This is a genomic window from Candidatus Zixiibacteriota bacterium (assembly GCA_014728145.1).
In the GTDB taxonomy this organism is placed as follows: Bacteria; Zixibacteria; MSB-5A5; order JAABVY01; family JAABVY01; genus WJMC01.
Window position 1 is genome coordinate 1 of record WJMC01000223.1, and the last position, 13,764, is coordinate 13,764.

Genomic DNA, 13,764 nt, shown 5'->3' on the forward strand with positions numbered 1-13,764 from the left:
GCGTAACAACGCCTCATCATCGACAATCAGCACATAGCCGGGTATTTTGTTTATCATACGCTCAACTTTTTCCAGAAGCAGTTCGGCCTTTATCGGTTTGGCTATATAATCACGAGCTCCCAGATCGAGACCTTTTAACACCGAGGATTTGTCATTTCTGGCGGTGCACAGCATAACCGGGATGTTCTGAATTTTCTTGTGCGAATTCATGTATTTCAAAAGCTGAAATCCATCTATCTCGGGCATCATAACATCCGAAATAACCAGGTCTACCAGTTTTCCGCTATCCAGGTAATCGATCGCCTCCCTGCCTGAAGTCGTGGCTACGGTTTCATATCCCTTTTTGGTGAGGATCGAATCCATCAATTTCAAAGAAACCGGATCATCCTCTACTATAAGTACTTTCATCGTGATTCCACCGTCCGTAGATTTTCCGTTGCTTTTTTAAAGCTGTCAATTTCAGCAATTATCGTTTCGTATTTGTTCCGCGCGGAGTCGAAATCGCCGATTTCACCCATTTTTTCCATTTCAGAGGCGGTCTGAGCGGCCCGGCTGGCACCCAGGTTACCCAGCGCGCCCTTGAGCGAATGCGCGGTAGCTTTCAGGTTTTTCCCATCCGCGTTTTGGATGGCCGAATCTATTTCCTGCAACAGGGCCTGCTCCTGCTCGGAAAACATTGCTAATAGCTCGGCCAGCAATTCACGATCACCCTCAACTGCGGCCAGAGCTGTCTCCAGATCAAATATCTCCACTACACCTCCCTGTTTATGTAATCGACTGTTTTTTGCCTTTTTTTTCGATTTTAATATATTTTTCTATGCATTTATACAATTCAACCGGATTGATCGGTTTAGTCAGGTGATCATCCATTCCCGCTTCGAGACAGTGTTCACGGTCACCTTTCATGGCATTAGCTGTCAGAGCGATGATCGGCAGGTGTCCGCCTTTTTCGCGCTCATTTTCCCGAATCAGCCGTGTTGCCTCAGACCCCTTCATAACCGGCATCTGCACATCCATAAGGACCAGGTCATATTCGTTCTCAAGAACGGCCTCGACCGCCTGCCAACCATCTTCGACCGTATCGACTTTAAATTCTTTTTTCTCAAGCAACCTGCGCGCCAGATGCTGGTTGATCTTGTTATCTTCAGCCAGCAGTACCCAGACATCTTTATAGCTTTTTCTCTCAAGTCCGGTTTCACTTCCGCTTTGAGATTCGCTGTCAGTCAGATCCGAGGAACCGTCCTCAACCTGCCGGGAACTTCCAAGAATTTTACTTATCAGGTCAAACAGACGGGAGTTTCGTATCGGTTTTTGAAGATAGGCACGACATCCGATCTTCTCCAGTTCGCCTTTTTCACTCAACTGGTGAGTTGAGCTGATGATCACACACGAGCGCGCTATATCTTTGTTAGAATCGCTCAGCCGACGTATCAATTCCACACCATCCATCTCCGGCATGGCGACATCGACCAAAAACAGATCATACTGCCAGCCTTCACATTTAGCTTCATGCACAATCTTCATCGCCCTGGCACCGCTTTCAGCACAATCCGCGCGCATCTCCCAGTTTTCCAGAAGAGCACAGATCAGGCGGCGATTGGTCAGGTTGTCATCGACCACCAGAACCCGTTTTCCGGCCAGGTCAGCGGCCAAAGGCGCGCTCCGTTCAGGATCGGTTTTTGTCGGCAGTTCAAGTGTAAAATGGAAGGTAGAGCCCGGACCACCTATATCCTGCTTATTGGTCGGACTCTCGGCCCAGATACTGCCTCCCATAAGCTCCACCAGCTGCATCGAAATAGTCGTGCCCAGCCCGGTTCCGCCATACCTACGCGTGGTGGAACCATCGGCCTGCGTGAAGCTGTCGAAGATCTTCTCGAGCCTGTCTTCAGGTATACCGATCCCGGTGTCAGAGATACTGAAATGGAAGCGGGGTTGATATGAACCGGCCTCCATCTCAACTTTCAGAACAACCTCACCCTTTTCTGTGAATTTAACAGCGTTGCCGACCAGGTTGACAATAACCTGGCGCAGGCGGGCCTGGTCACCGATCACACGCTCTGGTACGAGGGGATGAACAAACAGCACCAGTTCGAGTTTCTTTTCACGAGCCTGGTAGATGAGAGGCTCAATTGCTGTTTCAATAGTCTTGTGCAGGTCAAACTCTATATCTTCCAGCAGAAGCTGACCAGCCTCGATCTTCGAGAAATCCAGGATATCGTTGATCAGGTGCAGTAGCTGTTCGGCGGAGGATTTCACCATGCTGAGGTAGTCTTCCTGTTCGGTCGTCAAATCAGTATCCAGGGTCAGATCGGTCATACCAATAATACCATTCATGGGGGTGCGAATCTCATGGCTCATGTTCGCCAAAAACTGGCTTTTAGCCTTATTGGCAGATTCAGCTTCTTTTCGCGCCTGCTCCAGCTCCGTGATTACGACCTTGAGCTGGGCGGCATTTTGCTCCTGGAACTCCTTGGCGATCCGCAGGTCTTCTGCGTATTCACGCAGTTTGATCTCTGATTCCTTTTGTTCGGTAATATCGCGGCAGATCCCGATGAATCCGATTGTTTCACCTTCATTAGATTTCATCAGGGAGGTCGTCATAAAGGAGGGAAACACACTGCCGTCTTTGCGCTTGTGGCTGACCTCGCTTTTATGGACTCCGTTCTGCCTGACTTTTTCATGAAACGGCATAATTTCCCGCTGAATCTGCTCCTCGGTGTGGAACATTTCGATCGAGCAGTCTTGCATTTCCTCAATCGTGTAGCCATGCATCTCGGCCCAGGAATTATTGGCGTACACAATATTTCCCTCGAGATCGGCAATGGCTATTCCGTCTTTGGACTGCTCCACGGCAAGACTCAAACGCTTCAGTTTTTTCTCAGTCTGAATCCGGTCGGTAATATCTCGCATGACCCCCACCGCATGCCATTTGCCCTTGATGTTTATAGCTGACAATGAAAGGGAGACATCGACTTCACTGCCGTCTTTTTTCAGCCCTTTCAACTCGAGCGTTTTACCGACAGCATCACCACGCCCGGTGATTTTGAATTCCTTGAATGCTTTTTTATGTTCTGCATGGTAATATTCAGGGGCAATCATCTGATGCAGATCTTGACCGATCATCTCTTTTTCCGAATAGCCGAAGATACGCTCCGCGGCCGGATTCCAGAAGGAAACCTGTCCCTGTGGATCGAGCATGATGATTGCATCCTGGGCGGAGTCGGTTATGGCTCGCAGGCGTGATTCGCTTTCGCGCAACTCATCCTCAAACCTTTTACGATCGGTTATATCAAAATTGACGCCTACCACCCTTATCGGGAGACCAGCTTGATCACGTGATACAATTCCCGCCCCGGCAAGATGGCGGATCTGGCCATCACGCCTGAGTATCGGAAACTCGATCGTGAACTCCTTCTCTCCTGTGAGGGCTCTCTGAAATTCCTCAAGGGCGGTCGGCAGAGCCTCCGGCAGAACACATTTTTCCCAATCCGCAAATGAGTACCCAAAATTTTCCCTGTCGACATCAAAGATCTCGAACATACGGTCATCCCAGTCAAGATGCTGATTGACTACATCAAAATCCCAGATGCCGATTCCGGTTCCCTCGGTTGCCAGGCGCAAACGTTCACGGCTTTCGCGCAATTCCTCCTCGGTTTTTTTGCGATCTGTTATATCGCGTGACGTGCAAATTAACTGCTGAATCGTGCCGGAGAATTTATCGAAGATGCCCCTGCTGATCGTTTCGAACCAGAGATACTTGCCGTTTTTACATCGGATCCGGTAGGTAGTCATGCCAGGGCTTGTTGAACTGCCTATTTCGGCATGACGCTGGCGGACAGACTCGATATCGTCCTCATGGATGAAATCATAAGCCGAATGTCCCAATACTTCTACCGATTCATATCCGAGCAGGGATTTTATGGTCGGTGATACATAAGTATAACGTCCCTCCGTGTCATGAATCGATATCAGGTCAGTAGAATAGTCGGCAATCATGCGGTAACGCTCTTCGCTTTCACGCAGTGCTCTTTCAATCTGGACATTTTCAGTGATATCATCATAAACTACCACGGTTTCTTCGGTAGGAAGTTTATACAGGTAGCATTGACGCCAGATCTGTCCTTCTTTCGGTACCATGCACGTAAGTAAGAAGTTTTCCGGCTTACCGGAAACATACACACGCCTGAGAACCTCAATGAAGTCCGTATCAGCAACAAACGGGAACACTTCTTCCAGTTTCTTGCCGTTCGCTTCGTGGCGATCAAGGCCATCCAGCTTTTCACCCGCCTTATTCAAATCCGAGACATAGAAACAATCATATTCTTTATCGAATTGCAGCACCACCACACCGCTACTCATGTTGTTGAACAGTTCACGGAAACGGGTTTCACTGCGACGAAGCGTTTTTTCAGATTGCTTGCGTTCTATGTAAGCGCCGATCATTTCGGAAACAGTGCGTAAAAGCCTTACATCTTCTTCACTCCACTCTTTTTCCTTAGAAACATCATCAAACCCGATAAAGCCGTACCAATTTCCTTCGACCCTGATCGGTAAAACCAGTATCGATAGAATTCCCTGTGATTTCAGAATTTCGCGTTCTTCCTCGGGAAAATCGCTGACTTTACCGACAACGGCCCTACCCTTCGAAAGAACATCCTTCCAGCGTATAAAACCCTCGGAATAAGGCAATTTCTTGAGAACAGGATTGTCGATCTGGGGTTTCACACCGGGTGAGCAGGTTTCATAGGTCTGTTTCATGCATAGACCCAGCTCCGGATCATCGATATTTTCAAAAATATAAACCCTTCCGACCTGGGAAGCCCGGAGGAGATGATGCAGGGTGCTGTTGATGACTGTCTTTTTATCCATCTTGGATAACAGCAATGACTGCGAACAATCGGCCATATTCTTTTCGTAGCGCATCCGCTCCGAGTACAGTTTTTCCATCTCTTTGCGCTGGTTGACATCGCGAACAATAGCCAGCAGGTGTGTCTTGCCTCCAAGAATGGCCCTGGTCAGGTTTAACTCGGTATAGAACATGCTCCCGTCAGCGCGCTGGTGGAGCCAGTCAAATTTCTGAGGTTCTCCGGCCAGTGCGTTATCGATGTACTTATCTGCTAATTCATGAGAAGTATGACCATCGAGTTGAAACTCGGGCGAGAAATCCAACGGTGATTTACCGAGCACTTCTTCCCTGGAAAGTCCGTACATCTCAGCCGCTCGCGAATTGCATTCGACAAACCTGCCGTCGACCATCGCCAGGATACCGTCGTTGGCAGACTCGAACAGCATCTCGTAGCGGCTGGCCACTTCGGTGGCATGCTGTTTAGCTTTCTCATGTTCATCGGCTTCAGACTTAAGATCACGATGGAGCTTGAAAAGCTGGGCATCGAGAAGATGAATATAGCGCCAGAATGCCAGAAACAATAATAATGATATCAATCCCCCGATTACAAGCTGGGTCGTAAGGACAGCATGATGTCCGGCTCGTTTTGCCGTGATATCATAAAGCATCAGCATCTGGACATGGTTTTCGCCATTATCCAGTTCGAGGTCGTACCAACGCGTAAGATAATGGTGTTCGTTCATTTCAATACGGCCGGTCTCTGCAATACCAGCCTCGGATATATACTCAAGCAATTTATTCCTGCCGGCAGTTTTCAGCTCGAGCGAAGATCCTGCAATCAAGGGCTTTGTTATGTCCGCTTCATCCGCCTGTGTTTCAACCTGTGAATCTGACCCACTTGCAATAAAGATAAATTCAGTACCGAAAAGATTTGAAAGTCTCGGAATCAGATTCTCGGCTACTTCGCTGGCCTGAAAATAGCCATACAGAGATGATTCTACCTTCCAGGGCAGGACACTGCTGAGAAAGACTTTATTGTTGTAGTCGAGATGAAATCCGGAGTGTTTTCGTCGATCGCCTGTAAGCATACGCGTTTTAGCTTTGGTTTCAGCGATCGGTGCATTCGTATCACTCGAGTACACGAACAAAGGATTTCCCGCAGGATCGAATAAAGCCAGGCGATCAATATTGTTTTTAACTACTTTTTGCTTTGAAATCTTTTTCAATCTCTCGCTCAGTGAATTGAAATCACCCACGCGCGCGAAAAGCCGGAGTGAATCATCACTGGTAAGCTGTGTCAGGATTTTGTTCATTGCGACAGAATCATGACCGATTTCCTTGAAGAATAAATTTTGAGCAAGATCAAATTCTCTGGAAGCAATGCCCTGCATTCGTGAGTAAAAAGTCTGGTTGGATACCAGCGATAAGGCTGTCAAAATAAACAGAAGTCCGACAGCCAGAGGCAACAATACCCTGGTTTTTATGTTGCTGCGGGCAGTATTCACGAAATCCTCAAAAAATTCACTGAGAAATACAGCTGATTACAAAATCACTCTACCATCAACGAAACCACCAGATTCCTTCTTAATTATCGGCTGAATTGATTGACCTTTTAGCAGTTACAGATTTGTTAATCAGAGTTTAGCGAAACTCTCAACAATCATTGTTTCGGAATAAAGCAGGAAGACAAAATGACCTGTTTTTAATTCCAATTCAGTTTAAAAAATGTTAGATTGAGTTTGAACTATCTGAAATCGGAGGTACACTATGGCAGACGACAGCAAGAATCTGGTCGATGTCGGCATGGGAAACCTTCCCTTTCCGATCAAGGTGCCCTCGCGTGAGAAATCGGAAGGTCAGCAGACTATCGCAAATATTTCCGTACGCACCCGAATTCAGGCGGATCTCGAAGCTCACTGGCAGAACCGCTTTATTCAGGTCCTGCACAGCCATCGCAGTCGAATCGACACCGCGACATTATCCGAAAACGTCGAAAGTTACCTGAAAGCTCTCAATGCCGACACAGTACGCCTTGAATTCGAGTATCCTTTTTTTGCCGAGAAAACAACACCGGTCTCAGGGGAGAAATGTCTGGTGCGCTACCATTGCAACTATTCGGCCAAGCTGACCACAGTATGGGACAAGCCAAAGATCACTTTCAAAATCCATGTTCCCGTGATTACGACCGATCCGGCCTCCGATCCTGAAAAAGAGGGTGGTTTGTTCGGACAGATGAGCGTTCTCACGATTGAAATAGAATCGCGGCAGGAGACTTATCCGGAGGATTTGGTAGATCTGGCGGATAAGCATTCCTTATCACCGGTGTACTCATTTCTAACTCCCGATGACCAGATCAAGATCATCCAGACCGCCCACATCCAGAAGAAATCAAGTGTCGAGGTGAGTGAAGCGATCAAAACCGAACTGGCCCATAATCGTTTTATCGAATGGTTCTCGGTGAGTTGCGCTAATTTCGGTATGCTCCATTCTTACAACACTGCGATCGGGAGCGAGCGGGACATACGTTTGCCATTCTGATAATTGAATCATGGGCGGGAACAGATCGGTCAGGCAGCGGTTCCAAATCTTAAAAGATTGAACACGATATCGCAACATAGCTATGAATATAAATAAGATCGACAAAAGGCGGGTGCGCTCTCTAAATCAATATCCATTATCTAATGGCCCGGTGGTCTACTGGATGAGCCGTGACCAGCGGGTCGAGGATAACTGGGCTCTCTTGTACGCCCGTGAGCTGGCGCTAAAGCTCAAACAACCACTGGCAGTTCTGTTCTGCCTAGCGCCCGGTTACCTCGACTCCACCTGGAGACAATATGACTTCATGCTGGCCGGATTGAAGCTTCTCGAAAAGAAATTGTCGGCCTTGAATGTCGGATTTATTCTCGTTTCAGGTCAGCCGGAGGTCGAAATTCCCCGCACTGTCAAAAAGCTCAAGGCATCCTGCCTCGTGACCGATTTTAATCCGCTCAAGATAAACAGGCAGTGGCAAGAGAAAACCGTCAAAAAGCTGGCTGTACCAGCTTACGAGGTCGATGCCCACAACATTGTGCCCTGTCGGCTTGCCTCGGACAAACAGGAATTTGCGGCACGCACGATCCGTCCCAAGATACAGAGGCGACTCGATGATTACCTTACCGATTTTTACGAATTCAGGAAATATCCCCACGGATTCGATAATGTGTTGCCCGGAGTCAATTGGAAAAAAGCTGTCAAGTCGCTCAAAATCGATATGTCGGTCGGACCGGTTTCAGACTTTGTGCCGGGATCTACGGAAGCTCACAAGATGCTGGACAGGTTCATCCGTACCCGGCTGGATGAGTATGACCAGAAGCGCAATGATCCGAATCCTGAGGCGGTATCAGATCTCTCGCCGTATCTACACTTTGGTCAGATATCGGCCCAGCGGGTAGCCCTGGAGATTTTATCCCGGTCTACCGCCTCGAATCAGCGAGATTCATTTCTGGAAGAATTGATCGTCCGCAGGGAGCTTTCAGACAATTTCTGTTTCTTTAACCGCGATTATGATAATTATGCCGGATTCCCCCAGTGGGCGCGACGAACTCTCGATCAGCACCGCGATGATCCTCGAGAGTACGTTTACACGTGTGACCAATTCGAGAACGCGAAAACCCATGATGAGCTCTGGAATGCGGCGCAACTGGAAATGGTGATCACCGGCAAGATGCACGGTTACATGCGCATGTACTGGGCCAAGAAGATTCTCGAATGGTCGCCCTCACCCGAAAAGGCTCAGCAAATTGCGATCTATTTGAACGACCGCTATGAACTTGACGGCAGGGATCCCAATGGCTACACCGGTGTGGCCTGGTCGATCGGGGGAGTCCACGACCGGGCTTACGGAGAACGCGAAATTTTTGGGAAAGTGCGCTATATGAGCCGGTCCGGATGTGAACGCAAATTCAATGTCATGGCTTATATTGAAAAGATCAATAAACTCAGGAAATAGAAATGAAGCCGTACATATTGAAGAGAAAACAGGTCGTCGAAAAACCTCTGGAAGAAGTCTTCGAGTTTTTCTCACGGCCGGAAAACCTGTCGAGAATCACACCGCCCGAGATGGGATTCAATATCATCACTCCCACACCGATCGATATGAACCGCGGTAGCTTGATCGATTACACGGTTAAAGTTCTCGGACCCTTGGCTGTGCGCTGGACATCTTTGATCAGTGAATACGACCCTCCACACAAATTCGTGGATGTTCAGCTCAGGGGGCCTTACTCTTTCTGGCACCATACCCATACCTTCAAAAGCATTGCCGAAGGAACCGAAATCACCGATGAGGTCCGCTACCTGATACCAATGGGAATCATCGGTAATTTGGCTCACGCCCTGTTCGTACGAAAGAAGCTGGAGCAAATCTTCGATTTCCGCCGCCATGTGATCGGCAACTATTTTAAGTAGCTCTACCGACAAAATAACATTATCATTTTAATCAACTGATTGAGCCGATGATCGAATGGTTTCACATTGAACTTCATCGATTCGTGAGTGTATAATTGATTGCATCTCTCGCGAGATTGCAATGACATCCGCAATTTATTACTCATACCGGGGGAACGTATGAATCTCTATCAAAAAGCACACAGGATTAAGTTTTCACGGACGATTTTACTGATTTCTGCAGTCGTGATTACAGCGGTAATCGGAGGTGTTGGCCTGCTGTCATCAGAACCGCAGACTGAACCTGACCTGGATGTAAAAGTCGAGTCATTTGCACCTTCCGGACAGGTTGGACCTCAGACTAACTTCACGATCGAATTCAATCGCGACCTCGTGTCTGACACAGACCTTGATTCGGCTGTGCTCGATCCACCGCTCGAATTCGAACCGCCATTAACGGGTTTGGCGCGCTGGGTAGATACAGATAAACTGCGCTTCTTTCCGGACCGCGAACTGGCCCCCGCGACAGATTATAAAGTCCGGGTGCGATCCGACAAGGCCTGGCGCTACGGCAACCGTATCGGCGAAAAACGAACCTTCAGGTTTTCCACTCCCCCCCTGGCAATCGAATCTGTCGACCACTGGCAGGTTTCATCGAGCGACAATCCCGGAATGGTACGCTTACATATAAACCTGCGATTCAACTACGAAACAGACCTGGCCGGACTCGAACAAAATCTAGAAATCAAAGCTGATAAGAACTGCGTTAAATCAGCTCTCGAGTGGGATGTAGAAGACAGCTACGTGGAAGGTCGAACAAGTGAAGGCTTCTACGCCGACCGCGGTCACAATGTACACATCAGCACGGAACCGTTTAAGCTGACCGACCAGGGACAGATATATCTACTTAAAATCGATGACGGTCTCGGTTGCCTCGGCTGTGGCAATCAACTTGACTCGGACTTCGAGAAAAAACTGGAAGTCGATCGTCGCCGGCGTTTGACTGTCCGGGAGGCAAGACCGCGCTACCACGGCACCAATGGAGTGATCGCGATACGTTTCAGCCAGAAAGTGTTGCAGGATGATGCTGAGAAACATATCGTAATTGAACCTGAAACCGATTACCGAATCAAGCAACACTATTATGAAATCCAGCTGAGCGGAGACTTTAAGCCCGGGCAGACGTATACAATCAATGTTGACAAGGGGCTTCCGGCGGAAAATGGCGCTCTGCTTGATAAAGATTTTTCTGCCAGGATCACGATGCCGGATTACCCGCCGTCCGTGAATTTCACATCCCAGGGGATTTATCTGCCCGACAGGGGTAACGGTCTGCTGGAAATCGAAACTGTCAACATCGAAAAGCTGGCGATCGAAATTGAACAGTACTATCCGAATAACCTGGTTTATGCTTTCGGAGATCGTCCCTATCAACTGCGCAATTACAGAACCGTAAACCTTTCAACTTTGGGACGGGATTTCTTTGAATCGACTGAGAAGCTCTATGGCCGGCACAACCAGAAGCTTCAAACCACGATCGATGTCGGTGATGTCATCGGCGATAACGCACAAGGTATATTCAAGCTCTCAGTACGTAAAAAAGAAGATCGCTGGGTTGCGGACACTCGCCTTGTGATGATGACTGATTTGGGGATCATGGCACGGATGTCAGACGATTACCTGATGGTCTGGGTCAACAGCCTTTCGCAAACTAAACCTGTCAAAAAGGCTGATGTTTATTTATTCAGCCACAATAACCAGCAACTGTTGAAAGGACGCACCGACTCACGCGGGATTGCAATCTTTGAAGACATCGGCGCACAAATCGAAGGGTTCGATCCATTTTTGATAGTGGTTTCCAAAGACGATGATCTTTCGTTTATGAAATTCTCAGACTGCCTGCTTCCTACTGAAGATTTCGATACCAGGGGCAGACCATATTTAAGCGATGGATACGAAGCTTTCACATATATGAACCGGGACATCTATCGCCCCGGCGATACAGCTCATATCGTTACTTTAATCCGCGATGAAAAAGGTGAACAACCTGATGATTTCCCCTGCTTTTTGACGATTCACGATCCAACCGGGCGCGAATTCAAAAGCTTCAGATTTAATACTGAAGATACCGACTTCAAAGAATTTGAGTTGATTCTGCCGGAATTCTCTCCCACAGGCAGGTATCAAGCGCTCGTTCATATCGGCGCAGACATGGTTATCGGGAGGACGGAATTCTCAGTCGAAGAGTTTATGCCGGAAAGGATCTCAGTCGAGGTAACAAGTAACCGGAAAGTATACACAAGCGGGGATCGGATCCGGGCCAATGTGGTTTCTAAGTTTCTATTCGGCCCACCCGCGGAAGGATATTCGGTCAAGGGTCAAATCATTCTCGAAGCACATCAATTCGATCCGGATGGCTGGTCGCCTTACTCGTTTTCCGACGAGGGGCGCAGTTTCGCACGGGTAACCCATGATTTTCCGGAATCCATACTCGATGATTCCGGCACCCACCAGTTTACCTATAAAGTCAATGATAATTATACTCCACCCTCATTGATCAAGGGTTTAATTTCCGTTTCAGTCCGTGAACAGGGAGGTCGTGCGGTCAACGCATACGAAGAAATCATGCTCCTTCCCTATCACAGGATGATCGGGCTCAAAGCTGATTTCGAGGGTTTCGTAGAACCGGGCCGGAAAGCGGACTTCTCAGCGGTATGTCTGGATTATGAGGGAGATAAAGCCGAGTGCGACTCGCTTTTGATTGTTCTGTACTACCTGAAATATAACAGTGTCCTGAAACAGGATCCGGACGGCGGTTACCGCTATGTATCCGAGGAGGAGGCCGAACCGGTGGATTCATTCTACATCGCTATGACGGATTCCGAGGCAAGTTTCAGCCTGACAGCTCCCGACTACGGTCGGTACAGATTGACCGCCGAGGATATCCGGGGTGGTCATCGAAGTTCGGTCAGCTTTTACTCCTCTGGATGGGGTTACGCGCCATGGTCGATGAAAGCTCCGGATCGTCTCGAGATTGGGCTGGATCGTGAACATTATAAACCGGGAGACAAGGCGGAAATACAGATCCGTGCGCCGTTTGGCGGTCGACTACTGGTAACTGTCGAGAGAAAAGAGGTAGTCGATTTCATCACCCTCGAGATGGAAGAAAACACGGCCGAGATTTCTCTGCCAGTAAAGAAAAACTATTTCCCCACCGCGTATATTACCGCCACGGTCATCAAGCCGGCCGGTAAAATCGACAAAACCTCGCCGGCTCGAGCGTTCGGGATTGCCCCGATAGAGATCTCGGCTGAAAATAAAGCGCTCGATATAAAGCTCGATGTACCTGAAGTAGTTCAACCCAAACAAACTATTCAGCTGGATTTGAATATCTCACCACCCGGAGTAAGCCGGGTGACGCTGTCGGCCACCGATGTCGGTATTTTACAGCTGACCGATTACCAGACGCCTGATCCGCTCGAATTCTTTTACGGTAAGCGTAAACTGCATCTGCGACCGTATGATATTTACTCACTCGTTTACCCGGAATTACAACCGGCCAAAAGCCATCTCACTCCAGCCGGCGACCGGATGATGTTCGAGATGGCCCAGAGACGTCACCTCAATCCCTTCACAGCCAAACGAGTTAAACCGGTTGCGCTCTGGTCCGGAATAGTTTCTACCGATCAAACAGGACAGGCATCAGTCGAATTCAATCTACCGCAGTTCAACGGGAAATTACGGCTCTCGGCAGTGGCAGTCAGGGATCAGCTCTACGGTTCAGCGACAGAAGAAATGATCGTCCGTGATGATATAATCATCATGGAAAGTTTCCCGCGTTTTGTCAGTCCGGGCGACAGGTTCAAAGGCCTGATTTCCATCTTCAATCACAGCGGAAGAAGCGGACGAATCGAGGTAAGTCTGACCGCCGACGGTCCGGTGGAATCCGTTTCAGACTCAAGGCAGGTCGTATATTTAGATGACGGCGCCGAGGGATCGGTCGTATTCGATCTCAGAGCCCTTCAAAAACCGGGCAAGATCGAATTTCAGATTATTGCTGAAAAGGATACATCCCGAACCGTAAGCGAATTTGAACTCTCGAATCGACCCCCGCGTCCACCCCGAACTTTTTCGGGTTCGGGACGAGTCACCTCCGACAGCACGGTCGAATTTACAATTCCCACAAACCTGGTCGAGGGTACAGACAGCTACGCGATCCAGACTTCATCACTGGCGGGAATGCAGTTTTCAGGTCAGCTTCAATTTCTCCTGAGCTATCCCTATGGTTGCCTGGAACAAACCGTCTCGAAACTGTTTCCGATGCTCTATTTTAGCGAACTGGCCCGTTTTACCATGCCCGAACTGATCGGAAGCCGTGGACACGATTATTTCATCAATGAAGGGATACTAAAAATCAGCGGTATGATTCGTCCGGACGGCAGTTTCTCGTTCTGGCCGGGTGGCGATGAGGTCAACCTGTGGACGTCAGTCTA

General features: G+C 48.6%; 7 protein-coding genes. 4 read left to right on the forward strand and 3 right to left on the reverse strand.

Annotated features, from left to right (window positions below):
• The 3 genes from GF404_12570 to GF404_12580 form a co-directional block, all read right to left on the reverse strand.
• A partial coding sequence (locus GF404_12570) for a response regulator (protein ID MBD3383014.1) occupies window positions 1-408 on the reverse strand: 408 nt, incomplete at its 3' end.
• Window positions 405-752, reverse strand: a complete 348-nt coding sequence (locus GF404_12575; protein ID MBD3383015.1) for a hypothetical protein — start codon at window positions 750-752, stop codon at window positions 405-407. The genes GF404_12570 and GF404_12575, both read right to left, overlap by 4 nt.
• Window positions 753-765: 13 nt before the next feature.
• On the reverse strand, window positions 766-6,351 hold the full coding sequence (locus GF404_12580; GenBank protein ID MBD3383016.1) for a PAS domain S-box protein: 5,586 nt from the start codon (window positions 6,349-6,351) through the stop codon (window positions 766-768).
• Window positions 6,352-6,613: 262 nt separating this feature from the next.
• On the opposite strand from GF404_12580, the gene GF404_12585 reads away from it, so the two are divergent.
• From GF404_12585 to GF404_12600, 4 genes are all read left to right on the forward strand, one after another.
• Window positions 6,614-7,384 carry a hypothetical protein gene (locus GF404_12585; protein MBD3383017.1) on the forward strand — a complete coding sequence of 257 codons (771 nt, stop codon included), beginning with the start codon at window positions 6,614-6,616 and terminating at the stop codon, window positions 7,382-7,384.
• Between the two features lie 82 nt (window positions 7,385-7,466).
• Window positions 7,467-8,834, forward strand: coding sequence for a deoxyribodipyrimidine photo-lyase (phrB, locus tag GF404_12590; GenBank protein MBD3383018.1), 1,368 nt, complete (start codon window positions 7,467-7,469; stop codon window positions 8,832-8,834).
• A gap of 2 nt (window positions 8,835-8,836) precedes the next feature.
• On the forward strand, window positions 8,837-9,292 hold the full coding sequence (locus GF404_12595) for a CDP-paratose 2-epimerase (protein ID MBD3383019.1): 456 nt from the start codon (window positions 8,837-8,839) through the stop codon (window positions 9,290-9,292).
• A 159-nt stretch (window positions 9,293-9,451) separates the two neighbouring features.
• Window positions 9,452-13,764, forward strand: a 4,313-nt coding sequence (locus GF404_12600; protein MBD3383020.1) for a hypothetical protein, incomplete at its 3' end; no start/stop codon positions are given.

Excerpts from the sequence above, each read along its gene's own strand:
- GF404_12585 (MBD3383017.1), top strand. The coding sequence starts at position 6,614 with ATGGCAGACGACAGCAAGAATCTGGTCGATGTCGGCATGGGAAACCTT.
- phrB (MBD3383018.1), top strand. The coding sequence starts at position 7,467 with ATGAATATAAATAAGATCGACAAAAGGCGGGTGCGCTCTCTAAATCAA.
- GF404_12595 (MBD3383019.1), top strand. The coding sequence starts at position 8,837 with ATGAAGCCGTACATATTGAAGAGAAAACAGGTCGTCGAAAAACCTCTG.